25 protein-coding genes are annotated in these 25016 nt (G+C 67.7%); 17 read left to right on the top strand and 8 right to left on the bottom strand.

From position 1 onward, the window contains the following. Positions 1-222: 222 nt before the first annotated feature. Together IB225_RS02600 and IB225_RS02595 are read right to left on the bottom strand one after the other, a co-directional pair. Complete coding sequence (locus IB225_RS02600) at positions 223-1083, bottom strand: hypothetical protein (protein ID WP_192309497.1); 861 nt, start codon at positions 1081-1083, stop codon at positions 223-225. A 127-nt stretch (positions 1084-1210) separates the two neighbouring features. Then, positions 1211-3958, bottom strand: coding sequence for a winged helix-turn-helix domain-containing protein (locus tag IB225_RS02595; protein ID WP_192309495.1), 2748 nt, complete (start codon positions 3956-3958; stop codon positions 1211-1213). A gap of 227 nt (positions 3959-4185) precedes the next feature. Between IB225_RS02595 and IB225_RS02590 the strand changes: the two genes are divergently transcribed. From IB225_RS02590 to IB225_RS02570, 5 genes are all read left to right on the top strand, one after another. Continuing rightward, positions 4186-5031, top strand: a complete 846-nt coding sequence (locus IB225_RS02590) for an OmpA family protein (RefSeq protein ID WP_192309493.1) — start codon at positions 4186-4188, stop codon at positions 5029-5031. A gap of 61 nt (positions 5032-5092) precedes the next feature. After that, positions 5093-6040, top strand: a complete 948-nt coding sequence (locus IB225_RS02585) for a hypothetical protein (RefSeq protein ID WP_192309491.1) — start codon at positions 5093-5095, stop codon at positions 6038-6040. Continuing rightward, a complete protein-coding gene (locus IB225_RS02580; RefSeq protein WP_192309489.1) occupies positions 6018-6818 on the top strand; it encodes a hypothetical protein in 801 nt (266 codons plus the stop codon). Before IB225_RS02585 ends, IB225_RS02580 begins: the two co-directional genes overlap by 23 nt. A gap of 1 nt (position 6819) precedes the next feature. Continuing rightward, complete coding sequence (locus IB225_RS02575; protein WP_192309487.1) at positions 6820-7125, top strand: hypothetical protein; 306 nt, start codon at positions 6820-6822, stop codon at positions 7123-7125. A gap of 37 nt (positions 7126-7162) precedes the next feature. After that, positions 7163-7582, top strand: a complete 420-nt coding sequence (locus tag IB225_RS02570; RefSeq protein ID WP_192309485.1) for a hypothetical protein — start codon at positions 7163-7165, stop codon at positions 7580-7582. A 127-nt stretch (positions 7583-7709) separates the two neighbouring features. Here the strand turns inward: IB225_RS02570 and IB225_RS02565 are convergent, their stop codons facing one another. The 4 genes from IB225_RS02565 to IB225_RS02550 form a co-directional block, all read right to left on the bottom strand. Continuing rightward, positions 7710-8276, bottom strand: coding sequence for an ATP/GTP-binding protein (locus IB225_RS02565; RefSeq protein ID WP_192309483.1), 567 nt, complete (start codon positions 8274-8276; stop codon positions 7710-7712). Then, complete coding sequence (locus IB225_RS02560) at positions 8269-9246, bottom strand: hypothetical protein (RefSeq protein WP_192309481.1); 978 nt, start codon at positions 9244-9246, stop codon at positions 8269-8271. Before IB225_RS02560 ends, IB225_RS02565 begins: the two co-directional genes overlap by 8 nt. An 83-nt stretch (positions 9247-9329) precedes the next feature. Next, a complete protein-coding gene (locus IB225_RS02555; protein ID WP_192309480.1) occupies positions 9330-9689 on the bottom strand; it encodes a roadblock/LC7 domain-containing protein in 360 nt (119 codons plus the stop codon). Between the two features lie 68 nt (positions 9690-9757). Next, complete coding sequence (locus tag IB225_RS02550; RefSeq protein ID WP_225583214.1) at positions 9758-10198, bottom strand: roadblock/LC7 domain-containing protein; 441 nt, start codon at positions 10196-10198, stop codon at positions 9758-9760. A 309-nt stretch (positions 10199-10507) separates the two neighbouring features. On the opposite strand from IB225_RS02550, the gene IB225_RS02545 reads away from it, so the two are divergent. The 3 genes from IB225_RS02545 (at position 10508) to IB225_RS02535 (ending at position 13176) form a co-directional block, all read left to right on the top strand. Continuing rightward, a complete protein-coding gene (locus IB225_RS02545) occupies positions 10508-10762 on the top strand; it encodes a hypothetical protein (protein WP_192309478.1) in 255 nt (84 codons plus the stop codon). A gap of 97 nt (positions 10763-10859) precedes the next feature. Further along, positions 10860-11393 carry a GNAT family N-acetyltransferase gene (locus IB225_RS02540; protein WP_192309476.1) on the top strand — a complete coding sequence of 178 codons (534 nt, stop codon included), beginning with the start codon at positions 10860-10862 and terminating at the stop codon, positions 11391-11393. A gap of 91 nt (positions 11394-11484) precedes the next feature. Continuing rightward, the gene (locus IB225_RS02535; RefSeq protein WP_192309474.1) at positions 11485-13176 is read left to right on the top strand and encodes a hypothetical protein; all 1692 of its coding nucleotides are present in this window, start codon (positions 11485-11487) and stop codon (positions 13174-13176) included. 22 nt (positions 13177-13198) lie between these two features. Here IB225_RS02535 and IB225_RS02530 read toward each other — a convergent pair whose 3' ends face one another. Continuing rightward, positions 13199-15262, bottom strand: a complete 2064-nt coding sequence (locus IB225_RS02530; protein WP_192309473.1) for a 3-hydroxyacyl-CoA dehydrogenase NAD-binding domain-containing protein — start codon at positions 15260-15262, stop codon at positions 13199-13201. A gap of 240 nt (positions 15263-15502) precedes the next feature. Here IB225_RS02530 and rpoE point away from each other — a divergent pair, with 240 nt between their 5' ends. From rpoE to recO, 9 genes are all read left to right on the top strand, one after another. Further along, positions 15503-16123: an RNA polymerase sigma factor RpoE gene (rpoE, locus tag IB225_RS02525; RefSeq protein WP_192309471.1), complete on the top strand. Its 621-nt coding sequence runs from the start codon at positions 15503-15505 to the stop codon at positions 16121-16123. After that, positions 16120-17022: a sigma-E factor negative regulatory protein gene (locus IB225_RS02520; RefSeq protein WP_192309469.1), complete on the top strand. Its 903-nt coding sequence runs from the start codon at positions 16120-16122 to the stop codon at positions 17020-17022. The genes rpoE and IB225_RS02520 overlap by 4 nt, the downstream gene beginning before the upstream one ends. Before the next feature lie 72 nt (positions 17023-17094). Continuing rightward, positions 17095-18603 (top strand): Do family serine endopeptidase, encoded by a 1509-nt coding sequence (locus IB225_RS02515; protein ID WP_192309467.1) that lies wholly within the window; start codon positions 17095-17097, stop codon positions 18601-18603. Between the two features lie 147 nt (positions 18604-18750). After that, entirely contained in the window at positions 18751-20559 is a 1809-nt protein-coding gene (gene lepA / locus IB225_RS02510; RefSeq protein ID WP_225583211.1) for a translation elongation factor 4, read from the top strand. A gap of 84 nt (positions 20560-20643) precedes the next feature. Beyond that, complete coding sequence (lepB, locus tag IB225_RS02505; RefSeq protein ID WP_192310825.1) at positions 20644-21444, top strand: signal peptidase I; 801 nt, start codon at positions 20644-20646, stop codon at positions 21442-21444. Between the two features lie 37 nt (positions 21445-21481). After that, positions 21482-21859, top strand: coding sequence for a DUF4845 domain-containing protein (locus IB225_RS02500; RefSeq protein ID WP_192309465.1), 378 nt, complete (start codon positions 21482-21484; stop codon positions 21857-21859). A 4-nt stretch (positions 21860-21863) separates the two neighbouring features. Beyond that, complete coding sequence (gene rnc / locus IB225_RS02495) at positions 21864-22526, top strand: ribonuclease III (RefSeq protein WP_192309463.1); 663 nt, start codon at positions 21864-21866, stop codon at positions 22524-22526. Positions 22527-22534: 8 nt separating this feature from the next. Beyond that, on the top strand, positions 22535-23473 hold the full coding sequence (gene era, locus IB225_RS02490) for a GTPase Era (RefSeq protein ID WP_192309461.1): 939 nt from the start codon (positions 22535-22537) through the stop codon (positions 23471-23473). A 22-nt stretch (positions 23474-23495) separates the two neighbouring features. Continuing rightward, positions 23496-24233, top strand: coding sequence for a DNA repair protein RecO (gene recO, locus IB225_RS02485; RefSeq protein ID WP_192309459.1), 738 nt, complete (start codon positions 23496-23498; stop codon positions 24231-24233). A gap of 5 nt (positions 24234-24238) precedes the next feature. Here the strand turns inward: recO and IB225_RS02480 are convergent, their stop codons facing one another. Next, positions 24239-24943, bottom strand: coding sequence for a response regulator (locus IB225_RS02480; RefSeq protein WP_192309457.1), 705 nt, complete (start codon positions 24941-24943; stop codon positions 24239-24241). Positions 24944-25016 lie beyond the last annotated feature (73 nt).

Genomic DNA, 25016 nt, shown 5'->3' with positions numbered 1-25016 from the left:
GCCATAATGGACGGGCCCGCAGGCCGCGGCTGTGATGGAGATTCCGCATGATGCGCAGGCTGACCGTCATGCTCGCGTGCTGGCTGGCGACCGCGATGGCGCCGGCGGCCGAGGACGCACTGTCCGTCTCTGCCTAAACCGGCATATCCGGGCAGCTCGGTGCCCTGGGGCTTGCCCAGCTTGGTGAGGCTGGCGTCCCGACGCAGATTCGCCGAGCGCCTCTCACTGCGAATTGGCGATCAATACGCCGACGGCCAAGCCGAATCCGAGCACGCCGATGGCCAGGATCAGGTAGCCGGCATTGCCGAGAAGCCGCTGCAGCAGACGTTTCCTTTCATGGGCTTGTGATGCTTCGAAGCTCGCGAACTCGACAACGCCCCCCGCGGAGGTGTTGTGGAACTCGTAGCGCGCAAGGGAGGTGCCCAGTCTGCGTGCCAACACGAACAGGGCGATGCCGATGCCCAGCGGAATCAACGAGAGCCCGCCGAGAATCAGGGGCAGCTTCTTCCGGAATTCGCGTCCGCGTTCGGCACGTCCGGCTTCGCGGCGTTCACTCTGATAGTCGGCGAACCGCTGACGGCTGCCGCCCACGCCGGTCAGGTCCACGAATCGGTCCTGATACCCCGGCGGAAAATACAGCTGGGCCGTCTCCTGCGCCGCCTGCGGACTCGCCTTGAAGTAGTTCTTCTCCCTGGCAAAGCGCTGGCGGCGGCAGGTATCGAACAGGTTGTCCAGATAGCCGCACTTCTTGCGCCAGTCGGGATCGGCCTGCATCTTTTCGTCGAGGGAACGATACGCCTGGCTGTACGCGTCGAGCAGCTCGCGAGCAGGGCGCGATGCTTGGGACACATTGCCGCTGCTGCTTGAGGTATGCGCCAGGGCACTGTGCAGCATCATCAGCCGCCCGGCCTGGCGGCCGGCGATTTCGTCGGGTTCCGCGTCCCCTGCGGTCGCCAGAAGGTCGGACTGGACCTGTTCCGCGGAAGGATAGTGCGCCAGGGCAGCGGCATCTTCGTCATTCGCCCATGCCAGTCCTGCCTGTGTGCCGAGTAGGGCGAACATCAACATCGCGCCGATCTTCATACGCTTCCCCTGTGAGTGACGCTGTTCCGGACATGTCCCGCAGATTCTGCGAACACGTATCGCCGGCAGTGGATGCAGGCCGGCCCCGCTTTGAGCGAGGCGGACGTCCATCCCCCCGGATACCACCTCAATCCCCCGCGCCCCCCGGGCCCTGCAACAGGCGTTGCCACGCGGCCATCTCGTCTTCCTCCGGCGTGCCGAGGTCGGTCAGTGCGGCGACCGCGGCGACCAGCAGCGGGCGACCTTCCTGCGCGTGGCCCGACTGCATGAGGATCTGGCCGCGCAGCGCCTGCAGGCGGTGTTCCCAGCCGGGCGTGGAGTCGCCGGCAGTGAGCGCGGGCACGCTGAGGCCCTCGACCATTTCCAGCGCCTCCGTGTACTGGCCTTCGGTGGCGAGGTGGCCGGCCAGCGCATAGCGGAAGCTGTGCGCGGCGACATTGTCTTCGCCGAAGTGCCGACGCAATCCGCTCTCCGCCTGGCGCAGGTAGGCCAGGCCCGCAGGACGGTCGCCGCAGGCGTATTCCTTGAAGCCCAGGTTGCCCGTCTCGATCAGCGTGGCCTGGCGTTCTTCGCCATAGCGCTTCGCCATGCGCTCGCGCACCGTGCGCGCGATGGGCAATGCCTTGGGGCAGGCGTCGGCGTAGTCGTGGATGCTGGCCACCAGCGAGAGCTGCACCAGCGTGGTGTAGTCGTCGGGGCCGAGGATGCGTTCGGTGGTGGCGGCCGCGGTCTGCGCGATCGGCAGCGCCTCGGCGTAACGGCCCATGTTGCGCAGCGCACGCGCCAGCATCACGCGGTAACCCGCGACCGTGGACTCGCCGATCCGGCCCGCATCCAGCAGTGGATCGGCCAGCAGCTGTTGCAGCAGCGGCACCGCTTCTTCGGCCTTGCCGGAGCGGAGCAGGGCATCGGCGATGTTGGAGCGGATCAGCGCGGCCATCGAGGCGTCGTCGGGACGCAAGGCGCGCTGCAACGCATCCGCGCGGCGGTGCGCGACCAGTGACGGTTCGATCTGCAGTTGCTGGAAGTGAAGCTGGCCGCGTGCGATGGCGGCATACAGGGCCACGTCGTTCCGGCCGTCCAGCCGTAGGCGGCCGGCGAGGCGGTCGGCTTCCTGCAGTTGCCGCTCGGCCTCGGCGAAGGATTCGCGCGTGCCGGCATAGGCCAGCGTGCGCACCAGGCCATAGCGCGTGACCAGCGTCTGCTCGTCGTCCACGCCGAATGCACGACCGTAGTCCTGCACCGCCTGCCGCAGGTGGTCGGCGGCGCGTTCACGGTCGCCGAGCGTGCGCCAGGCATCCCCCAGTGCCGCGTGGATGCCGCCGCGCACGGCAGGGTCCCTGTCGAAGCGCGCGGCCAGCGGCGTGCCGGCCTGTTCGAGCATCTGCCGCACGGTGGGATCGCGTTCGAAGCCGGCGCCGCCCGGACTCAGTGCGCCGATCAGGTCGTCGCTGAGGAAGCGCGTCACCGCCTCGGCGCGGGCGGCCTGCATCGCGGCGCTCTGGCGCTGCTGTTCGCTGCGGTACCAGAACAGCGAACTCGCCAGCAGGCCCGCGCTGAGCAGCGCGAAGCTGGCGACGATCCAGGGACGCCGCGCATGCGTGCGTTCCAGCATCCGTTGCGCGTGCCGGGCGTTGCGCTCTGCCGCCTGTTGTTCGTCCTCGCGTGCGCGTCGCTGCGGCAACGAGGACAGGCGATCGATCAGGTCCGCCACGCTGCCGAGGCGCCGCGCCGGGTCGCCGTCGGTGGCGCGGCCGATGTCTTCCAGCAGCAGCGGATCATCGATGTCGCGCTCCCAGCCGGGTGCCATCGGGCGACGCAGGTCGCCCACCAGCCACTGGTACAGCAGCACGCCCAGCGCGTAGACATCGCTGCGCACCGTGGCCGGCTGGCCGGCGATCAGTTCCGGTGCCAGGTAGAGCGGGGTGCCCGAGCTGTCGCTGCCGGCGGTGGTCACCGTCATGCCCATGCCGGTGATGCCGAGTTCGGCCAGCCGCTCCGGTTGCAGCAGGCGGCTGTTGCCGAAGTCGGTGAGGCAGGGCTGCCACCGTTCGTCCTGGCGCGCACGCACCAGCACGTTGTCCGGCTTGATGTCCTTGTGCAGCACACCCACGCCGTGCGCGGCATCGACCGTTGCCGCGATCTGCAGGAAGAACGCCAGCTTGCGCGCGCGGTCCCAGCCGGCCAGCGCGCCGTGTTCGCCTGCCCAGTCGGGCAGGGCCTGGCCGCCGTACTCGCATTCGAGGAAGTACGGTTCGGTTTCGAAATTCCAGTCCAGCACGCGCACGAAGTCGTCGCGCTCGCCCAGCGTGTCGCGCAGCACGCGCATCAGCGTGGCCTCGCGCTTGATGGCGGCCAGGCGCTCGCCGCCCACGCTGAACTTGAACACGCGCGCATCGCGGCTGCGCGGCTGTCGGGCCAGCCAGACTTCGCTGCCCAGGGTGCGGCCGAGCGGGCGTTCGAGCAGGAAGTGTTCGCGGCCGGGCACCGGTTGGCCGGCGACGAAGCTCAGCGCGGTGCCGAGCCGCTGTCCCTGCGCCACGCGTTCGACCGGCCCGTCGAGGCGGTAGCCCACGCGCGGGACGGTGGCGATGCGGTCTTCGCCGGCGGCATCGAGCGCCTTGCGCAGCTTGCCGATGGCGGTGGCCAGGACGTGGTCGACGGTGATCCGGCCGGTCCAGACCTGGTCGAACAGTTCCTCCTTGGTCACCACCTCGCCGACGTGGCGCAGCAGTACCGACAGCACCTGCAGCGGCTTGTGCTCGATGTCGACGGCCAGGCCGGCGACCCGCAGCTCGTGGCGGGCTTCGTCGAACTCGACGGTGCCGAAGCGCCAGCGGTAGAGGCGGGCGTCGGGAGGCGGGGTAGGTGGCATGCGATCGATGATAACGCCGGTTACAGGGGCGGTTGGGCAGGCGAAAAGCCCGTGCCGGCGGGCTTGAAGGTTTCTTGAAAACGCCATGAGGACGCCGGGGGCGCAGCACCCGCAGCCTCGGTTCCATGGCCGGGCCGTGTGGCGCCCGGACGGACATCCGGGGGGCGTGCATGGGAACGGACAGCGGACACTGGCGGTGGTGGCGGGGCCGGGGCGCGCCCGTCGCCATGCTCATCGCCGCCGCAGGGTGCGGTGTCGCCGGACCGGCCCTCGCCCAGACGCCAGCGCCTGCGCGTAGCGTCCTGGGTCCTTGGGTGGGCACCTATGTCTGTGCGCAGGGCCTGACCGGGCTGACGCTCAGCATCGCCGAGGCCACGCCCACGCAGGCGCGCGCGCTCTTCCATTTCTATGCGGACCCGCGCAACCCGCGGGTGCCCACCGGCTGCTTCACCATGACCGGCCAGTACGACCCCGCGTCAGGCCGGCTGCAACTCAAGGGCGGGGACTGGCTGCTCAAGCCCGGGGGCTACCGCGTGGTGCACTTCGACGGCCATGTCGATGCGGAGGGTCGCCGGTTCTCCGGCAAGGTCAGCGGTGCGCCCGCATGCAAGCAGTTCGACCTGGCCCGCGCGCCATCACCGGTGACACCGCCAGCCACCTGCGCCATCGCCATGCCGGTCGCGCAGGCCGACCTGCAGGATGCGGGAAGCCTGGGTGACGCACTGACGAACGCGGGCCGCGTCGATCTGAACATCCTGTTCGACTTCGCGCAGGCGACGATCCGGCCAGACAGCCTGCCGCAACTCGACGAGTTGGGCCGGATCCTGCTGACGCCCGCGCTGTCCGCACGGCGCATCGGCATCCACGGCCATACCGATGCCGTCGGCAACGCGGACGCCAACCTGCGCCTGTCGCGCCAGCGTGCGGCCGCTGTCGCCGAATACCTGCAGCGTGCGTTCGGCATCGCGCCGCAACGCGTCGACGTGCAGGGCTTCGGCAAGACACGCCTCAAGCAACCGCGCACGCCCGAGGCGGAAGCCAATCGCCGGGTCGAGATCGTGTTGCTGGACTGACCCGTTGCGCCGTGTCGCCCGCGCGCGCCACGACACCCATCACCCAGAAAAGGAAATGCCGATGACGAAGACCTTGCCCCTGCTGGCCCTGTCCGTCCTGCTGCTGTCCGCCTGCGGCGGCGACAACGACCTCGCCGACGGCCAGGAGGAAATGGGCGTGCCGGTCGATGAACTGGAGGAAGCGGCGGCGGCCGCGCCCGACGGCACCGCGTCGCTGCGTTGTCCGCCGAAGGTGCGCAAGGACCTGGTCGGCCCGGACATCACCGGGTTGCGCCCGGGCATGACGCGCGAGGAAGCGCTGTCCACCGTGCGCTGCACGCTGGGCGAAGACGCGGTGGTGACCGAGGAAAAGCGCTGGCTCGATCGGCTGGATACCTACGGCGTCGAGCTGGGCACGCAGTTCTTCACCGTCGAGAAAGGCAGCTACCGGCCGTGCAACTTCGCGCGCGAGTGGCAGGAGTGCCGCGGCAAGTTCAAGTGGGAGCACACCGACGAGATCGTCAGCGTCGCCACGCCGGGCGTGCCGGGCAAGGAAACGGCGGTGGCGATCTGGCGCACGCAGAAGTTCCGCGATGGCCAGATGCCTTCGGTGGACGCCACGCTGGAAGCGCTGACCGGCAAGTACGGACAGCCGCAGGTGCGCGAGAACATCGATTCGCCGCGCGGCTATGCGGCCGGCACGCGCGATCTGCAGTGGATCTACGACCGTGCGGGCAGTCCGCTGTCCGAGGCCAATCCACTGTTCAACCAGTGCCGCAACGGTGTCTATGCGGCCAGCGACAACACCAGCGCCCGCTGGACCCAGGGGTGCGGCCTGAACATCAGTGCGCGTGTCGTGCTTAGCGGCAAGAACCCGGGGCTGGTGATGGAGTTCTACACCGCCATGATCCAGCAGAGCGACACCTACGCCGTCGTGGAAGGCATGGGGGCGGAGTTGCAGCGGCTCGGCCAGGCGCGTCGCGATGCCGAGGTCAAGGAGGCCGGCGATGCCAGCGATGTCCGCCTCTGAGATACGCGCGTCCGCGATCGCGGCGCTGCTCCTGGTGCTGTCCGCCTGTGGTGGCGGTACCGACGCCGCGGTCGAGGAGGCGGCGGCGGCCACTGCAACGCCCGCACCGTCGTCCAGCGCTGCGCCGGTGGCAGGCGCGGCATCGACGTCTTCTTCCACGCAGCCTGCGGTGACGGAAGCGCGTTACGGCGAACGCCAGCTGGACCATCCGGACGACCTGCAGATGCTGCTGCTGTCCTATCGTCTGGAAGGACGCGAGCCGCCCATCGCCACATGGGCGGGCCAGCAGTCGCGGGTGGTCTATGCCGACGAGTTCCAGCGCCCCGCACTGTTGCAGGACGAACGGGGGCGCCTGCAGGCGATCCATGACGGCACTGCCGACGTCGGACGGTTGCGCCTGAACGTCAACGCGCGGTTCGGCGAGTACGACAGTGCACGCGGCGGCTACTACCTGGATGCCTTCATGCCGGGCAGCGTGTTCCATTTCAACGCGCAGCCGTCGCCCGCCGAACGCCAGCAACGCGTCAGCCTGCAGATCGACAACCCGGAAGAGCTCAACTTCTGGCCGCTCGATGCGGCCGCCGCGCAGGACGTACTGGCGCGAAACAGCGGACTGCGCGACGTCACGCTGGACAGCCGCCTGCGCATCACCGGCGTCAACCGCCGCAGCGATGGTCCGGTGATCACCGCGCGCCTGGAGGGCTACAGCATCGGCAGCGACCGCTACGGGAGACCGGTGTCGCTGGGCGATCGGCAGTTCGGCGCAGGAGGACCATGACATGGCGATCGCGCGAATCGTCCCGCTGGCGTGCCTGGTGTTGCTGCTGGCCGCCTGCGGCAGCGGCATGCAGGGCACCTACGAAGATGCGATGGGACTGAGCCAGCTGCGATTCGACCGCGACGGCTCGGTGGTGCAGTCCGCGGCGCTGGGCGGCGTGGAGGTGCGGTTGCGCTACGAGGTGGATGACGACCGCGTGCGTCTGTCCCATCCCGAAGTCGACGGCGCGGCGCTGGTGCTCACGCGCGTGGACGACAACACGCTGTCCGGTCCGATGGGCGTCATCTACCGGCGGGTGGCGGACTGAGCGTCGACGACCGGATCAGGATCCAGCCAGGCGCGACATGCCTGCCGGGATCGAACGCTTCGCCGTTGCCGGAGCCGTCGCGGCGCTACCGGGAGGCATGCGTGGAGGAGCGAGCAGTGCGCTGGGCATCAACAGTGGCGTTGGAAAACAACCGGGTTCAATCAGAAACAGGGGGTTCATCGTGGGCGCATGGATATTTCTGATCTTCTGCATCCTGCTAATGGCTGTCGGATTTCGATTCGTCGTCAAGGCATCGAAAGCGAAGCGCGATCTGATGAAGTACGAGTTCGACAACAGGACGGATGGCGGCGTGGTGAGGTTCGCTGATCATGAAGCCAGCCTTGTCCATGGGAGAAGGCACTTCTTCATAGGATGGCTCCTCAAGACGGGCGCGTTCATGGTGGGCATAGGCGCCATCCTGCTGCCGTTCGCCTTGATCGGGATTTTCTCCACGTGACGACCCTGGGGCGTTCCGTCCAAGGTCGAACAGACCTGCAGGAAGTACGCAGGCAACAGATCGCTCGATCGCAGTGCATCTCCCGCTGTGTGCGTCGCCGTCACCGCAGGGATGCGGTGCGGCGGTGTCAGCGTGCGCCGGTGGTTGCCAGGTTCAGCTGTGAGCCTGCGTGCTGGTAGGACAGGAGCGTCCTGATCAGGAACTCGACCTGGGTGGTCACGCGTGCGTCGACCTTCATGACCGGCACCTGGTAGCCGCTGGCGTTGAGCGCATCGCGGAACACGGGCAGCTGGAACTCAGGGGCCAGGTCGCTCTTGGTCACGCCGACTACGAAGCTTGCCTCCGGCGCGAGCTCGCCGAAATCGCGGAGCAGTTCGGCGGTGCTGTCGACCGCATCGTTCTGGCAGGCATTGACCAGCACGATGATGCCGATCGCGCCGGTGCAGACCATCGGCCACATGAAGTTGAGGTACTTCTGTCCGGGCACGCCGTACACGTGCAGCAGCTCGCCTTCGTCCAGATCCACGCTGCTGTAGTCCAGCGCCACCGTGGTGAGGGACTTCTCTTCCGTGGCATCGGTGCTCAGCGGCATGTCGGTGCTCACCGGCTCAGTATCGGAGATGGCGCGGATGGCGGTGGTCTTGCCCGCGCCCATGCCACCGACGAAGACGAGTTTGTTGCCGTAGTTATCCATGGGCCTTCCCCAACAGTGTCAGGCCGAAGCGCTTGGCCATTCTCAACAGCGTGCCGGCATGCTGCGCGGCGGTCGCCCGCACGCTGGCAGGCGATTGTGACGGTGCGGCTTCCAGACCGCTCAGGCGGACCAGGGCCATCACGCGCTGGACCTCGTGCGCAGACACGCCGGTGGCGGACGCCAGCTCGTGTGCGCGCCACGATCTGCCCCCGAGATGGGCCAGCACCAACGGCCACGCGGCCGGCGTGGCGGCTACATCGAGATCGGGCCATGCGCGCAGGCGCTGGGTATCGGTCACGCGCGGCAGTTCGTCACCCGCAAGATGCGGCAGCAGTCGCCACCACAGGCTCTCGATCGCGTGGCTGCCGGTGACATCGGGCAGGAAGGTGGTCTGCCAGTCTTTCTCCGAAAGCTCGGTGATGCGCCAGTCCGGCTTCAGCGCGCGCTCCAGCAGGTCGTCCAGTGGCATCCGCCGCAGCATGTGCAGCCGGCCGGCGAGCGGTTCGCTGATCACGCGGAACAGGCCGAGTTCGATCAATACCCGTCCCGGTCGACGACGGTCCAGGCGGAGCTGTTCCAGCAAGGGCTGCGCGAGAGGCACATCCCATCCCGAGGGCGTGTCGGTCGGCGGAGCGTTCGTGCCGGCTTGCAGGCAGGCTTTCAGCGCGTCGACGAAATCGCGGACGGTCGCCAGCTTCGGCAGGGCCGGCATCGGATCGGTCGCGCGTGGCACACCGTTGAGACGGATAGCCGGCACCTGGTCGTGTCGCGCGGAATCGATCGCGTGGCGGCCCGCGTAACTGGTCTCGTCCGCCACCAGCAGGGACGCCGGTTCGGCGCCCCATTCGACCAGGCGGACCGTCACGCGGTCAGCGGCCAGCAGCGAGCACGCGACTTTCAGGCGCGTGACCGGCAGCAGGTCGAGGCCGGCCATCGCGACGGTGACATCGGAGGGAGAGGAAGGCTGCATCAGGCGACGGGGGAGCGGGGGAGGTGGTCGACAGTCGTATGCCGCCGGTCGCGGCGACGACCGGCGGGCGACGGTAGGCAGGATCAGCTGAAGTCGAGCGTCTTCTCGAAGCTCTTCAGTTCGTGGCGCGCCATGGCCAGGTTCGCGCGCGCGCGGTCCAGCACCACGTAGAGGAACAGCGCGGGGTTGCTCTCCAGCGGGCGGATGATGTGGTACTGCTTGCTCAGCGAGATCAGGATGTCCTCGATGGTGTCGTCCAGCGACAGCTGCTGCGCGACGCGACGCTTGCTGCGCACGACATCGCTGTTGCCGGCAGCCGCCACTTCCAGATCCATGCCGCCGCCGCCCAGCGTGGCCATGGCCATGCCGCTGTCGCTGTCGACCAGCGCAACGCCCACAAAACCGGTGATCTGATTCAGACCTTCAAGATTCAGCTTCGACATCGTTCTTCTTTCCTTGGGGTGATGAGAGGTGTTGCCGCGTGCGGGCGCGATCGTGCGGTGGAAGGGGACTAGCGCTGCAGCTGGGCGGCGATGCGCTGGGCGCATTCGCGTGCGGCGAACAGCACCACCGCGACATTGGTGTCGAAGGTGCCCAGGGCCGCCAGCGTCATCGGCTTGGCGCTGTCCATGCGGATCAGCACCATGTTTCCCTGGCGCGTGGCGATGGTGGCGTAGTCGGCCGACGCCAGGCCGAGCTCCTTCACCACGGTTTCGCCCAGGGTGAGGAACGAGTTGGTCATGGCGGCCAGACGGCGCGGATCGCAGTCGACGTCGCTCAATTCGGCGAGCGCGCGGCCATCGGCGGTCGTCAGCAGCAGCATCGAGATGCCGGGCGTGCGTTCCTTGGCGCGCCGGAACTCTGCCAGCAACGCGTCCTGATCCATCTGCAGGGCTTCACGGCTTCGGTCGCCCATGACGCTCAGAACCTTCTCTACGGTGGCGGTATGCAAGGCGCACTCTCCTGATGATTCCCAGGTCAGTAGGAACCATGCCAAGTAATTGGATTTACATTTCTAGGGTGCCGCGGCGGTGTGACAGTGATGCAGCACGGCCTCGAATGACGCTCTGCGTCACATTTCCGCCCTCAGTTCACACAATGGACCTGCGGCCGTCACCCGGGGTGGGCGGTCTGGTGGGGAGCGCCACCCACGGTCCCACGGCCCCGCCGCACCGTAACCGGGTTCACAGAACCGGACCGGTCGTCGGAAATGGAGGCTTGATGTCACACATGCGGCACATGCGCGGCTTAGGCTCGTGGCATGGACTCCTTGGCTGACATCCGGGCCGTCCTGGCCGCCGCGGGGCAGCGCATCGAACTCGGTGCGCTGCGGGAGGATCCGCGTGTGTTCATGGACACGTTGTGGCGGCAGGTCTACGACCGGGCGCCCGACGACCTGCAGCCCTATGTCTGGGCGCGGCTCACCGATTTCTCCGCGCAGCTCGGGGTGCGGGGCGACATCGCCGCCGATCGCAGCCCGGTGCGTGCACCGCCGGATGTGTACGCGCGCCGCTGACGGCAGTCTGCTCATCTCACTTTGACTGGCGCCATGACCTGCGCACGGCGCGGGCTGCGTTGTGTCGATCAGGAACACGAGACCCTCCGATCACCGCATGAGCTCTGGCACCACGATCCGTCCCGCCCGCCTGTCCGAGGCGGCCGCCCTGTCCGACCTGATGCGCCGCACCTTCGTGGCGGCCAACGGCCACTGCAGCACGCCTGCGAACGTGGCCGCGTTCCTCGATACGGTCTACACCCCCGAACGGCAGGCGCAGGAAATCCGCGACCCCGACACGCTGACGTTGATCGTCGAACAGGACGGGGCCTGGGCCGGCTTCGCGCAGCTGCGCTGGGGCACGGTGCCACCGGCCGAGGTGACGTTGCGGCCGGCGGTGGAGCTGGGTCGCATCTATCTGGACGCCGCCTTCCACGGCAAAGGCATCGCGGCGTTGCTGGTGACGCACCTGCTGGCGGCGGCGCGATTGCGCCATTCGCGTTCGGTCTGGCTCAACGTCTGGCAGGAGTCGGAGCAGGCCATCCGCTTCTACCGCAAGCACGGGTTCCAGATCGTCGGACGCTCGGTGTTCCGCGTCGGCGACGATCCCAAGGACGACTGGGTGATGACGCAGGCTTTGCCCGCCGACTGACGGCGACGCGCCTGCCGTCGGCGGGTGTCCCCGGTTGGCCGCTGTCCGCGCACCGCCGCGTTGGCGTGGGTGTCCACACCGGGAGACCGCCATGCGCATTCGGCACCTCGTCGCCTTGTCGTTCGGCATCACGGTCCTGGCCTGTGGAGGATGCCGGCAACCCGCGCCGCCACCGGAGGCGGCCGTTTCCCCGCCGGAAATGGCCCTGGTGGGCGCGCACCTGCTCGATGGCCTGGGCAGCTACCGTTTCCCGGTGACCTCGAAACACCCCGACGTCCAACGCTGGTTCGACCAAGGGCTGATGCTGGCGTACGGCTTCAACCACGATGCCGCGGAGCGCTCGTTCCTCAAGGCGACCGAACTCGATCCCGACTGCGCCATGTGCTGGTGGGGCGCGTCGCTGGTGCTGGGGCCGCACGTGAACGCGGGCATGGATCCCGCCGACAACGCGGACGCCTGGCAGCGTCTGCAGCGCGCGCGTGCGCTGGCGTCGAAGGCGACGCCGCGCGAGCAGGCGTTCATCACGGCGCTGTCGGCGCGGTATGCGGAGCAGCCACCGGAAAATCGCCGTCCGCTGGATGAAGCCTATGCGGACGCCACGCGCGCGATGGTGAAGCAGCTTCCTGGGGATCCCGATGCGGCGGTGCTGCATGCCGAAGCGATGATGGACCTGCAGCCGTGGGACTACTACGACGCTGACCTACGTCCGAAGGGCCATACCGCCGACGTCGTGTCGGTGCTGGAGTCGGTGATGGCGAAGAACCCGGACCATGCCGGCGCGCTGCATCTGTACGTGCATGCGGTCGAGGCATCGGCGGATCCGCAACGCGGCGTGGCCGCGGCGGACCGGTTGCGCGAACTGATTCCCGGATCGGGACACCTGGTCCACATGCCGGCGCATATCTATGCGCGGGTCGGGCGCTGGCATGACGCGGTGATCGCCAACCAGCGCGCGGTCGAGGCAGACGATGCCTATCTCGCCGTCTGCCGCGGCAACACGCAGGGCGTGTATCCGTTGGGCTACGTGCCGCATAACCACCATTTCCTGTGGTTCGCCGCCAGCATGCAGGGCAGCGGCGCGCTGGCGCACGACGCGGCGCTTAAGACCGCCGAGCGCACCGACCTGCCGGAGCTGATGCGGCAACCGGGCTTCGCCGGCCTGCAGCACTACTGGATGACGCCGTGGTTCGAGCGCGTGCGTTTCGGGCGGTGGGACGAGATCGTCGCGGGCAAGAATCCCGCGGAGGATCTGCCTTACGTCACCGCGATCTGGCACTACGCGCAGGGCATGGCCGCGATCCGCCAGTCCCGGCTGGAGGATGCCGAGCGCCACCTTGCGGCGCTGCGTCCGATCGCCGCCGATCCGAAGATGGATACGTTGATGGTGTGGGACCGGTATCCGCTCACGCACGCGACGAAGATCGCCGAACGCACCGTCACGGCGGAGCTGGCATCCGCCCGCGGCGATCACGATGCCGCGGTGGCGGCGTTGCGCGAGGCAGTGAAGATCGAGGACGGCATTCCCTATGACGAGCCACCCGGCTGGCACGCGCCGGTCCGCCATTCACTGGGCGCGATCCTGCTGGCGGCGAATCGGTCGGCGGAAGCGGAGCAGGCTTACCGCGAGGAACTGCAGCGCAATCCCGACAACGGCTGGTCGCTGTATGGTCTGGCGCAGAGCCTGAAAGTGCAGGGCAAGGCGCGTGACGCGGCGGAGGTGGAACGTCGCTTCACCGCCGCCTGGGAGAACGCCGACATCACGCTGTCGGCGTCACGCCTGTAACGTCGCCGCGGGGACGCCGCGGTTACACCGTCGCCTGGCGCAGCACCGGGTTGTCCCAGCCCGGGCGCGGCGCGAAGCGGTCGCCGTGGCGGGCCTGCAGCGCTTTGAGTTTTTCCAGCAGCGCGTCGGGGCCGACGGCCTTGACGTGTTCGATCGGGCCGCCCCGGAACGGCGCGAAGCCGGTGCCGAAAATCACGCCGGCATCCAGCAGATCGCTGTCGGCGACCACGCCATCGTGCAGGCAGGCGACGGCTTCGTTGAGCAGCGGCAGGATCAGGCGGTCTTCCAGATCGTCGGGCGCCTTGTAGTCGGACGGCACCTGCGGTTTCACCGGCTTGCCGTTCTCCCACTTGTACAGGCCCTGGCCGTCCTTCTTGCCGCGCTTGCCGGGTTCCACCGTCGCCAGTGCGGCGGGCAGCGTCAGGCCGAGGAAGGGCGAGAGTTCCGCCCCAACACCTTGCGCGACGTCGAGGCCGACGGTGTCGATCAGTTCAATCGGACCCATCGGCATGCCGAACTTCACCGCCGCCTTGTCAATCATCGGGCCGGGGATGCCTTCGGCGTAGGCCGTCGCGGCTTCCAGCATGTACGGGAACAGCACGCGGTTGACCAGGAAGCCCGGCGTGCCGGCCACCGGCACCGGGAACTTGTCCAGCGCCTTGCAGAACGCGGCCAGGCGACGGACGTTGGCGTCATCCAGCGCGTCGTGCTGCACGATCTCCACCAGCGGCATCAGTGCGACCGGGTTGAAGTAGTGCAGGCCGGCAAACTGGGCGGGACGCTGGATGTGTTCGCGCAGTTCGGTCAGCGGGATCGACGAGGTATTGGTGGTCAGCAGCGCGTCGGCCTTCAGGCGCGGCTCGACGGTCTGGTAGAGATCGCGCTTGGCTTCCGGGTTCTCGATGATCGCTTCGATCACCAGGTCGGCCTGCGGCACGCCATCACCGGCCAGGTCGCCCTTCAGGCGCGCGGCCACGGCCGGGCGCTTGCTTTCGTCTCTCACCTTCTTGGCGAACAGCTCCTGCGCGCGCGTCAAAGCGCCGTCGATGAACCGCTGCTCACGGTCCTGCAGGGTGACGTTGAAGCCCTTGTAGGCGGACCATGCGGCGATGTCGCCACCCATCACGCCGGCGCCGACGACATGCACGTTCGCAATGCCATGGTCCTTGCCGCCGAGACCCTTCAGCCGCTCGGTCAGGAAGAAGATGCGGATCAGATTGCGCGCGGTCGGCGTGCCGGCGAGTTTCACCACCGCCTTGCGTTCGGCGTCCAGGCGGCCCTGGATGCCCTTGCCGCCGGCGGTCTTCCACACGTTGATCAGTGCGTACGGTGCGGGGTAGTGCGCCTTCGGCGCCTTGCGCACGACCTGCTTGGTCATCTGTGGCGCCAGCAGCTGGCGGGCGAGCCAGCTGTTGCTGATCCAGCCGGTGAAGCGTTGCTTGAAGGCGCGCTTCGTGCGCGAGGCGATCAGGGCAACCGCGGCGTCGACCAGCACGGCCGGCTCAGCGATCTTGTCGACCAGGCCCATGGCCTTGGCCGAACTGGCCGACAGCGTGCGGCCGGTCAACATCATGTCCATCGCCTTCGGCGCGCCGACCAGGCGCGGCAGGCGCGCGCTGCCGCCCCAGCCGGGGAAGATGCCCAGCTTCACTTCCGGCAGGCCGATGCGGGTGGACGGGTCGCTGCTGGCCACGCGGTAGTCGCAGGCCAGCGAAATCTCGGTACCGCCGCCCATGCAGAAGCCGTGGATCGCCGAGACCGTGGGGCAGGGCAGTTCGGCCAGCTTCTGGAACACGGCCTGGCCGCGACGGATCGCGTCGTTGACGGTGCCCTTGCGGTCGAACTCCTGGAATTCCTTCAGATCGGCGCCGGCAATGAAGCCGCTGGCCTTGGCCGAGCGCAGCACCACGCCCTTCGGCGGATCGATGGCCAGGCGTTCGATGATGTCGGCCAGTTCGATCAGCACGTCCTGGGAGAACGCGTTGACGCTGGCGCCCTGGCGATCGAACGACAGCACGACGATGCCGTCGTCGCGTACCTCGGTCTGCCAGTGGCTGAATCTCAGCCCATCGAAGTTTGCGGCCATGCGGGGGACCATCCGTTCACGTATGGATAAGGCCGCTATCATCCCGAGGTTGTTTCATCCCCGTCAAATCCACATATGAGTGGGAACGTCGTCACGGGCGTGACCGGCAGCAGGGGGATGTTCCCGTTGCGCCGGTTAAATTCTTGATAGGGCAACGGTTTGGACAAGGCGTTGAACTTTCCCCCGCTAGCGCGGTCACAGGGCCCGGCCACCGCCGAGCCGACAGGAGTGCGGCCCGGCATGGCCGAAGTAGATCCAACCCAGGAGCTGGACCTCGAGCTGGTCAGACGCGTGCAACGCGGCGACAGCGCGGCCTTCGACCTGCTGGTGCGCAAGTACCAGCATCGCGTGGTGGCACTGATCGGGCGTTACATCCATGACTGGAGCGAGTGCCAGGACGTGGCCCAGGAAACCTTCCTGCGTGCATATCGCGCGCTGGGCAACTTCCGGGGCGATTCCCAGTTCTATACGTGGCTGCACCGTATCGCCGTGAACACCGCCAAGAACCACCTGGTCGCGCACAACCGTCGTCCGCCCACCGCGGACGTCGATGCCGCCGACGCCGAGCAGTACGACATCGGCACGCGGCTGCGCGACACCGACACCCCCGAGCGCGAACTGATGCGCCAGGAGATGGAGGCGACGGTGATGAAGGCGGTTGACGGCCTGCCCGAGGAACTGCGGACCGCGATCACCCTGCGCGAGGTCGATGGCCTCAGCTACGAGGAGATCGCGCAGAAGATGGACTGCCCGATCGGCACCGTGCGTTCCCGAATTTTCCGGGCGCGTGAGGCGATCGACGAACAACTGCGTCCCCTGCTGGACGTGGACAGCAAACCCCGGGAGCGTGCCCGCTCATGACCGCCCGCAACGAGACACCGATCATCGACAAGCTCGACATCCACCATCGCCAGCAGCTCTCCGCCCTGATGGACGGTGACCTGGCGGCCGACGAGGCGCGCTTCCTGCTACGCCGCGTGCAGCACGATCAGGAACTGGCCGGCTGCTGGGAGCGCTGGCAGCTGTGTGGCGACGTGCTGCGCGGCCAGGGTCGAGCACCGGCACCTGCCGGCTTTGCCGAGCGCGTGGCGCAGGCGATCGCGGCCGAAGCTACCCCTTCCGCAACGGCAGCGCCGCAGGCGTCGCGTCCGCGCAGTCTGCTCGCACGCTGGGGTGGCGGGGCGCTGGCAGCCTCGGTCGCACTGGTCGCCTTGTTCATGGCGCGCCAGCAGTCGCCGCAGGACGTGCCGGTGGGAGAAGGCGCGCAGGTGGCATCGGCCCAGGCGACATCGCCTGCCGTGTTGCCGGAATCTCCGTCTGCGCCAGCGCCCGACGCCGAAGCGTATGCAGCAGCGGCGGTTGCCGTGGCGGCATCCGTGCCGCGGCGGCAGGATAGTGCGCGCCGCAGCGCGACCCGTAGCCAGCAGGCCGCGCGCAGTGCGCAGCGTGTGGCGAGGGCTGAGGCGCCCGTGCGTGCGAACGGCACGACACAGGGCACGCCGTTGGAAGCGGTTGCCACGATGACGGCCTCCGCGAATATGCATGCGGCGTCCAATCCGTTCTCGCACCGCGCGCAGGATGCGGGTGCCGTTGCATCACGCCCTTGGCCACGCTCCGCACTGTCGGCGTATCCCTCGGCCAGCGGCGGCCTGACTACGGGCTACAGTTCGGATGCAGCGGCGAGCACGTTCTATCCGTTCGATCCCCGACTGCCGTCCAGTGCGCCGGTAGCGGCCCCCGTCGACGCCCCGCGCGACTGACACTCTCCGCGTCCGGACGCGTTCCGGGCGAAGGCGACATCCTGGTTCCCTTCTTATCGAGGCATGCATTCGATGACCCCACACGCCCGTCATAACCTGCTGGCCCTGCTGATGCTCACCGCGCCGCTGGCCGCGTGCGCACAGCAGGCGGATGCACCACCGGCACCGGTCGCCGCTGCAGCCCCCGCCGTGGCGCAGTCGGCCGCGCCGCAACTCGTCACCGGACTGCCGGACTTCACCCAATTGGTGGAGCAGGTGGGGCCGGGCGTGGTGAACGTCGAGGCCACGGTGGGCTCGCGCCGTACGGCACAGGCAGAGGAGGAGGCCGATATCCCCGAGATCTTCCGGCGCATGTTGCCGCCGGGCTTCCAGATTCCGGGCGGCCCCGGCCAGCAGGGCCCGCAGCGCCGCGGCACCTCGATGGGCTCGGGTTTCATCATTTCGGCCGATGGTTACGTGCTGACCAACCACCACGTCGTGGACGGTGCCGACGAGGTCAAGGTGACTCTCCCGGACCGCCGCGAGCTGACCGCCAAGGTGGTCGGTAGCGACCAGCAGTACGACGTGGCGTTGCTGAAGGTGGAGGCCAAGGGCTTGCCGACGGTGCGTATCGGCAACTCGGCCACGCTGAAGCCGGGCCAGTGGGTCGTGGCGATCGGCTCGCCGCTGGGGCTGGACCATTCGGTCACCGCCGGCATCGTCAGTGCCGTTGGCCGCAGCGCGTCGGCGGAACAGCGCTACGTGCCGTTCATCCAGACCGACGTGGCGATCAACCAGGGCAACTCCGGCGGTCCTCTGCTCAACACGCGGGGCGAAGTGGTCGGCATCAATTCGCAGATCTTTTCGGTGTCCGGTGGCTACATGGGCATCAGCTTCGCGATCCCGATCGACCTGGCGATGGGCGCGGTGGACCAGTTGAAGGCGACCGGTCGCGTCAGCCGCGGACAGTTGGGCGTCCAGGTCGGTGCGGTGACGTCCGACGCGGTGAAGGGCTTTGGTCTTCCCGACAATCGCGGTGCGCTGGTCAATGACGTGGTCAGTGGCAGTCCCGCCGCCAAGGCCGGCATCGGCCCAGGCGACGTGATCCGCTCGGTCAACGGCCGTGCGATCAATGATTCGAGCGACCTGCCGCCGATCATCGGTGCGATGGCGCCCGGCAGCAAAGTGACGCTGAACCTGCTGCGCGACGGCAGGGCCCGCGATGTGTCGGTGACGTTGAGCGAACTGGACGAAGGCGAGTCCGTGGCGCGCAGCGCGCCAGCGGCACCCGATGCCCCGGCGGCTCCGGCCGGTCGCAACGTGCTGGGCATCCAGACTCAGGCGTTGGACGCGAACAGCCGCAAGCAGCTGGGCCTGGAATCCGGCGACGGCGTGCTCGTCAGCCGGGTGGAAAACGCGGCCGCCCGCGAGGCCGGCCTGTCTCCCGGCATGGTCATCCTGCAGGTCGGCCGCAACAAGGTGAACAGTCCGGCGGCGCTGGACCGCGAACTGGCGGCCGCCAAGCCCGGCGATACCGTCATGCTGCTGGTCCGCAACCGCGGCGTGACGCGCTTCCTGGCAGTCACCGTCGAAAAGGGCTGATCCGCCCAGGCTCCATGCCCGACATCGCCCCGCAGAGCCGGGGCGATGTCGTTTCCGACCCATCGGCCGGCCGGGTGGGCGAGGCCGGCCCCCGGCCGTGCGATAATCGCCCGTTACCCCTGACGACGGCACAGGCCGCCGCCCCCCATGTCTTCTGATTCCATGCGGAACATCCGCAACTTCTCCATCATCGCGCACGTCGACCACGGCAAGTCCACGCTGGCCGACCGCATCATCCAGCTTTGCGGTGGCCTCGAGGCCCGCGAGATGGAAGCGCAGGTGCTCGACTCCAATCCGATCGAGCGCGAGCGCGGCATCACGATCAAGGCACAGTCCGTGTCCCTGCCGTACAAGGCGAAGGACGGGCAGGTCTATCAGCTCAACTTCATCGACACTCCCGGCCACGTCGACTTCTCCTACGAAGTCAGCCGCTCGCTGGCCGCCTGCGAGGGCGCGCTGCTGGTGGTGGACGCCGCCCAGGGCGTCGAGGCGCAGTCCGTCGCCAACTGCTACACCGCAGTGGAGCAAGGGCTGGAAGTGGTGCCGGTGCTGAACAAGATCGACCTGCCGACCGCCGACACCGATCGCGCCAAGGCCGAGATCGAGGCCGTCATCGGCATCGACGCCGACGACGCCGTCGCGGTCAGCGCCAAGACCGGCCTTAACGTCGATCTGGTGCTGGAAGCCATCGTCCAGCGCATTCCGCCGCCGAAGCCGCGTGACACCGACAAGCTGCAGGCGCTGATCATCGACTCGTGGTTCGACAACTACCTGGGCGTGGTTTCGCTGGTGCGCGTGATGCAGGGCGAGATCGGCCCGAAGAGCAAGATCCTGGTGATGTCCACCGGCCGCACCCACGAGGTGGACAAGGTCGGCGTGTTCACCCCCAAGCGCAAGGAGCTGAAGAAGCTCGGTGCGGGCGAGGTGGGCTGGATCACCGCGTCGATCAAGGACGTCCACGGCGCCCCGGTCGGCGACACGCTGACCCTGGCCGGCGATCCCGCCCCGGGTCCTCTGCCCGGCTTCCAGGAGATGCAGCCGCGCGTGTTCGCCGGTCTGTTCCCGGTCAATGCCGAGGACTACCCGGCACTGCGCGAGGCGCTGGAGAAGCTGCGCCTGAACGATGCCGCGTTGCGTTTCGAACCGGAAAGCTCCGAGGCGATGGGCTTCGGTTTCCGCTGCGGCTTCCTCGGCATGCTGCACATGGAGATCGTGCAGGAGCGCCTGGAGCGCGAGTACGACCTGGACCTGATCACCACCGCGCCGACCGTTGTGTATGAAGTCCTCAAGACCGATGGCACGGTGCTTACGCTGGACAATCCGGCCAAACTGCCGCAGTCCAACCTGATCGACGAGGTGCGCGAACCGATCATCCGCGCCAACATCCTGACGCCCGAGGCCTACATCGGCGCGATCATCAAGCTGTGCGAGGAGAAGCGCGGCGTGCAGATCGGCATCCAGTACCTGGCCAGCCAGGTGCAGATCAGCTACGAGCTACCGATGGCTGAAGTGGTGCTGGATTTCTTCGACAAGTTGAAGTCGGTCAGCCGCGGCTACGCCTCGCTTGACTATTCGTTCCTCCGCTTCCAGCCGGGTCCGTTCGTCCGGTTGGATACGCTGATCAACGGCGACAAGGTCGACGCACTCAGCCTGATCGTGCACCGCAGTCACGCCGACCGGCGCGGACGCGAACTGTGCGAGAAGATGAAGGACCTGATCCCCCGGCAGATGTTCGACGTCGCCATCCAGGCCGCGGTCGGCTCGCAGATCATCGCGCGCAGCACGGTCAAGGCCATGCGCAAGAACGTGTTGGCCAAGTGCTATGGTGGCGACATCACCCGCAAGAAGAAGCTCCTCGAGAAACAGAAAGAGGGCAAGAAGCGGATGAAGCAGGTCGGCCGCGTGGAGATCCCGCAGGAGGCCTTCCTCGCGGTGCTGCAGGTGGACAGCAAGTAATCCAGTGACACGTAGTAGAGGCATGGCTGCGGTGGCGACGCCACCGGCAGCCCGACGCAATCCAAAGGATGCTCAATGAGTTTGATGACCTGGTTCGAAACGCTGCTCGTGACGGCCACCCTGGCCAGCGGCTTCATCTGGCTGGTGGACGCGCTGTTCTTCGCCAAGCGCCGCAAGGCCAAGGGCGGTCTGCTCGACGAGGAGCCGGTGCTGGTCGATTACTCGCGGGCGTTCTTCCCGGTGCTGGCCGTGGTGCTGATCCTGCGCAGCTTCATCGCCGAGCCGTACAAGATCCCGTCCAGCTCGATGATGCCGAACCTGCTGATCGGCGATTTCATCCTGGTCAACAAGTTCTCCTACGGCCTGCGCCTGCCGATCACCAACCAGAAGTTCCTGGCCATCGGCGAGCCCAAGCGCGGCGACGTGGTGGTGTTCAAACCGCCGCACGATCCCGAGAACAACTGGATCAAGCGCGTGATCGGCCTGCCGGGCGACAAGGTGGGCTTCCACGGCGATACCGTCTATCTGAATGGCCAGCCGCTGAAGTACCAGACCCTGGGTGAGTACCCCGGTGCGGGCGACAATGCCGAGGCATTCGGCGCCACCCTGCTGCGCGAGGACCTGCCGGGCCGGCCGCACACCATCCTGGAAGGCGTGGGCCTGACCCCGAACGGAGGGGGCGAGGGTGATTGGGTCGTGCCGCCGGGGCACTATTTCGTGATGGGCGACAATCGCGACAACAGCCTGGACGGCCGCTTCTGGGACTACCATTTCCTGCCGGAGCAGAATCTGCGCGGGAAGGCCTTCCTGGTCTGGCTGAACTGCAAGGGCTGGGTCTGCAAGAATGGCTTCGATGGCTCGCGCATCGGCAACGGCATCGAGTGATCAACCAACGCTAACGGGGACGGACGGGGGAATGGCAATGAAGCGCAATCAGAGTGGCATGACGTTGTTGAGCTTTGTGATCGTGCTGGCCGTGGTCGGCTTTGCCGCCTACATCGCCATGCGTCTGTTCCCGATGTACCAGGAGTTCTACGCGGTCAAGTCCTCGATGAAGGGACTGGCCAACGAGGCGGGCGTGGGCGACATGGATCCCGGTCGCATCAACGAGCTGTTCTTCCGCCGCCTGGACATCAACTACGCCACCAACATCAAGCCGACGCACGTGAAGATCGAGCGCATGGAAGGTGGCTGGAACATGAAGGTGAACTACGAAGTGCGCCGTCCGCTGGTGGGCAACCTCGATGTGGTCGGCAACTTCAACGCCGAGCAGGCGCTGACGCGCCACGGCGCGGACTAAGGATTTGGCGGTTGACCGCATCGGCCATGCCTTTGCCGACCAGGGCCTGCTCGCGCAGGCCCTGACGCATCGGAGCGCAGGCGCGCCGCATAACGAGCGGCTCGAATTCCTGGGCGACAGCGTGGTCAACCTGCTGGTCGCCGAGACGCTGTTCCAGCGCTGGCCCAAGGCCGACGAAGGTGCACTGACGCGTGCCCGCGCCGAACTGGTACGCGAAGCCTCGCTCGCGACCATCGCGCGCGACCTGCAACTGGGCGAACGCCTGACCATGGGGCCGGGCGAGATGAAGTCCGGTGGCCACCGTCGCGACTCCATCCTCGCCGATGCGCTGGAAGCCGTGGTCGCGGCCATCTACCTGGATTCGGGCTTCGAATCCTGCCGTACCGTGGTGCTGCCATGGTTCGAGACGTCGCTCGCGGCGTTGCCGGTGGGGCGTCCCGAGAAGGATCCGAAGACGCGGCTGCAGGAATGGCTGCAGGGACGGCAACGCCCGCTTCCCGTCTACGAACTGGTCTCTGAAAGCGGCGACGACCACGCCAAACTCTTCCTTGCGCGCTGTACCACGCTGGATCCGCCGCTGACGGCGGACGGCGAAGGTACGTCGCGCCGTAACGCCGAGCAGGTCGCCGCGGCAGCGTTGCTCGACAGGCTCGACATTTCGAAGTGAGTACCCCGGTGAGTGCATCCTCCTCCTACCGCAGCGGCAGTGTTGCCGTCATCGGTCGCCCCAACGTGGGCAAGTCCACCCTGACCAATGCCCTGGTGGGTGCCAAGGTCAGCATTACCTCCAACCGTCCGCAGACCACGCGGCACCGTCTGCTCGGCATCGCGACGTTTACGGCGGGCAAGGACCGGCCGGCGGGCCAGATCGTGCTGGTGGATACGCCCGGCCTGCACAAGCAGCAGGGCAAGTTCTCGGCCTCGGCGATGAGCCGGGTGATGAACCGTGCGGCGCGCGGTGCGCTGGAGGAAGTCGACGCCGCGCTGATGGTGATCGAGGCCGGTCGCTGGGACGAGGAAGACTCGCTGGCCTACAACGTGCTGCGCGATGCCGGCATCCCGGTGGTGCTGGTGGTCAACAAGATCGATCGGATCAAGGAGAAGGCGGCCATGCTGCCCTTCCTGGCCGAGGTCGGGCAGGAGCGCGAGTTCGCGGCCGTGCATCTGGTGTCGGCCTTGAAACGCAATGGCCTCGACGTGCTGGTGAAGGATGTCCTCGCCCTGCTGCCGGAGCAGCCGCCCATGTTCGGCGAGGACGAGATCACCGATCGCAGCGAGCGCTTCCTTGCGGCCGAGCTGATCCGCGAGCAACTGATGCGCCAGCTCGGTGCGGAGCTGCCGTACGCCACGACCGTCGAGATCGAGAACTTCACCACCGAGGACTCGCCGAAGGGCGAGCTGGCCCGCATCGGTGCGGTGATCTGGGTGGAACGCGAGAGCCAGAAGGCCATCGTGATCGGCAAGGGCGGCGCACGGTTGAAGGACATCGGCAGCAAGTCGCGCCAGCAGATGGAGCACCTGTTCGGCCGCAAGGTGTTCCTGGAAACATGGGTGCGCGTGCGCGAAGGCTGGTCCGACGACGAGACCGCGCTGAAGGCCTTCGGTTACGAGTGAGGCGCCGGCGACGTCCGGTTCCATGCGACTGAGCGACACCGCCTTCGTCCTGCATACACGCCCGTGGCGCGAAACCAGCCTGCTGGTCGAAGTGCTGGGTCGCGAACAGGGCCGGCTCGGCCTGATCGCACGCGGTGTGCAGGGGCCGAAGAAGCACGTGCTGCGTGCGGCGCTGCAGCCGCTGCAACTCATCCGCATCGAGGGCGATCAGCGGGGCGAACTGGCAAGGCTGGTGAGCGCGGAAGCGCTCGACGCAGCGCCGCAGCCTGCGGGCGATGCGATGCTGGCGGCGTTCTACCTCAACGAACTGGTGCTGCGGTTGGCGCCCCGCCACGACCCGTTGCCCGACCTGTTCGACGCCTACGCCCGCACGCGGGAACAACTCCGCCAGCGCGAGGGACTGACGTGGGCGTTGCGGCGCTTCGAACGCGACCTGGTGGAGGCACTGGGTTTCGGCTTCGCGCTTGACTGCGATGGCGATGGCGAGCCCATCGATCCCGCGGCGCGCTACCGGCTGGATCCTGAGCACGGACCGCGTCGCCTGCTGAGTGACCGAGGTCATGGCGAGCGCAATCAGGCGGCCACCGGCCGCGCGCTGCTGGCATTGGCGGAAGATGCCGTGCCCTCTCCTGACGATCTGGCCAGCCTGCGCCTGCCGATGCGCTCGGTGTTGGCGCACCACCTGGGCCCCCGCGGGCTGAAATCCTGGGAAATGATCGGTGAGCTGGGACGGCTGAAGCGCGGCGCCGCCGTCGACTGACGTCGTCAGTACGTCGTCGCGAGCAGGCGTTCGCTGGTCGCCAAGAACGCATCGCGGAAACCGACATCGGCAGGCGCGGCATGCCAGCGCGAGGCGATGTCCGCCAGTGCGGCAGCCCCTGCGAAACCGCAGCTGGCCTGCAGCCGGTGGAGGTGGGCGCGCAGTGCCGCTTCATCGGCACGGGCGAATGCCTCCAGGCAGGCCTTGCGCGCGGCCGGCAGTTCGGAGAGGAACAGCTGCCGCAACGTCGCGACATGCTCTCGGTTGCCGGCAAGGGCGGCGAGGGCGCGCGCGTCGTCCCAGTCCTGGTATGTCGACGCCGTGGCGCTGCTCCCTGCATTCCCCAGCACCGTGCGAACGGTGTCCAGCAGCGTCTGTGCCGACAGCGGCTTGATCAGGACATCCGTAAAGCCAGACTGCAGAAGACGGTCTCGCATCGCCGGCGTCGTATCGGCCGTATGCGCCAGCGCAAGCGCGAGGTTGTCGCGCATGCGCAGATGCTGCAGCAGGACGGTGCCGCTGCCGTCGGGCAGGTTGGCGTCGATCAGCCACACATCGAACGGGCCGCCGGCGGCCAGCGCCTGCGCGCAGTCCTCGGCGACCCGCACGTGGGCGGGCAGTGTTTCCAGTGCCGCACTCAGGAACAGGGCACTGACGGGGTCGTCTTCCACCAGCAATATCGAGGGCATCGTGCCTGGGGGGAGGGGCATGGCCGGGCTTCCTGCGGACTCGCCCCATCTTAGCCCCGCCGGGCGCGTCGGGCGGCCATGCGACAATGCCGCC

This window comes from Pseudoxanthomonas sp. PXM02 (assembly GCF_014851805.1).
Taxonomy (GTDB): domain Bacteria; phylum Pseudomonadota; class Gammaproteobacteria; order Xanthomonadales; family Xanthomonadaceae; genus Pseudoxanthomonas_A.
This window is presented reverse-complemented; position numbering and strand designations above follow the sequence as displayed.

What these genes read in the sequence shown, in the direction of transcription:
- IB225_RS02535 (WP_192309474.1), top strand. Translation starts at nt 11,485, where the DNA reads ATGCGCATTCGGCACCTCGTCGCCTTGTCGTTCGGCATCACGGTCCTG.
- IB225_RS02595 (WP_192309495.1), bottom strand. Translation starts at nt 3,958, where the DNA reads ATGCCACCTACCCCGCCTCCCGACGCCCGCCTCTACCGCTGGCGCTTC.
- IB225_RS02585 (WP_192309491.1), top strand. Translation starts at nt 5,093, where the DNA reads ATGACGAAGACCTTGCCCCTGCTGGCCCTGTCCGTCCTGCTGCTGTCC.
- IB225_RS02575 (WP_192309487.1), top strand. Translation starts at nt 6,820, where the DNA reads ATGGCGATCGCGCGAATCGTCCCGCTGGCGTGCCTGGTGTTGCTGCTG.
- IB225_RS02515 (WP_192309467.1), top strand. Translation starts at nt 17,095, where the DNA reads ATGACCCCACACGCCCGTCATAACCTGCTGGCCCTGCTGATGCTCACC.
- lepB (WP_192310825.1), top strand. Translation starts at nt 20,644, where the DNA reads ATGACCTGGTTCGAAACGCTGCTCGTGACGGCCACCCTGGCCAGCGGC.
- IB225_RS02480 (WP_192309457.1), bottom strand. Translation starts at nt 24,943, where the DNA reads ATGCCCCTCCCCCCAGGCACGATGCCCTCGATATTGCTGGTGGAAGAC.
- IB225_RS02545 (WP_192309478.1), top strand. Translation starts at nt 10,508, where the DNA reads ATGGACTCCTTGGCTGACATCCGGGCCGTCCTGGCCGCCGCGGGGCAG.
- IB225_RS02520 (WP_192309469.1), top strand. Translation starts at nt 16,120, where the DNA reads ATGACCGCCCGCAACGAGACACCGATCATCGACAAGCTCGACATCCAC.
- IB225_RS02530 (WP_192309473.1), bottom strand. Translation starts at nt 15,262, where the DNA reads ATGGCCGCAAACTTCGATGGGCTGAGATTCAGCCACTGGCAGACCGAG.
- IB225_RS02580 (WP_192309489.1), top strand. Translation starts at nt 6,018, where the DNA reads ATGCCAGCGATGTCCGCCTCTGAGATACGCGCGTCCGCGATCGCGGCG.
- IB225_RS02600 (WP_192309497.1), bottom strand. Translation starts at nt 1,083, where the DNA reads ATGAAGATCGGCGCGATGTTGATGTTCGCCCTACTCGGCACACAGGCA.
- rpoE (WP_192309471.1), top strand. Translation starts at nt 15,503, where the DNA reads ATGGCCGAAGTAGATCCAACCCAGGAGCTGGACCTCGAGCTGGTCAGA.
- IB225_RS02565 (WP_192309483.1), bottom strand. Translation starts at nt 8,276, where the DNA reads ATGGATAACTACGGCAACAAACTCGTCTTCGTCGGTGGCATGGGCGCG.
- lepA (WP_225583211.1), top strand. Translation starts at nt 18,751, where the DNA reads ATGTCTTCTGATTCCATGCGGAACATCCGCAACTTCTCCATCATCGCG.
- IB225_RS02540 (WP_192309476.1), top strand. Translation starts at nt 10,860, where the DNA reads ATGAGCTCTGGCACCACGATCCGTCCCGCCCGCCTGTCCGAGGCGGCC.
- IB225_RS02555 (WP_192309480.1), bottom strand. Translation starts at nt 9,689, where the DNA reads ATGTCGAAGCTGAATCTTGAAGGTCTGAATCAGATCACCGGTTTTGTG.
- IB225_RS02570 (WP_192309485.1), top strand. Translation starts at nt 7,163, where the DNA reads ATGCCTGCCGGGATCGAACGCTTCGCCGTTGCCGGAGCCGTCGCGGCG.
- IB225_RS02560 (WP_192309481.1), bottom strand. Translation starts at nt 9,246, where the DNA reads ATGCAGCCTTCCTCTCCCTCCGATGTCACCGTCGCGATGGCCGGCCTC.
- IB225_RS02590 (WP_192309493.1), top strand. Translation starts at nt 4,186, where the DNA reads ATGCTCATCGCCGCCGCAGGGTGCGGTGTCGCCGGACCGGCCCTCGCC.
- IB225_RS02500 (WP_192309465.1), top strand. Translation starts at nt 21,482, where the DNA reads ATGAAGCGCAATCAGAGTGGCATGACGTTGTTGAGCTTTGTGATCGTG.
- recO (WP_192309459.1), top strand. Translation starts at nt 23,496, where the DNA reads ATGCGACTGAGCGACACCGCCTTCGTCCTGCATACACGCCCGTGGCGC.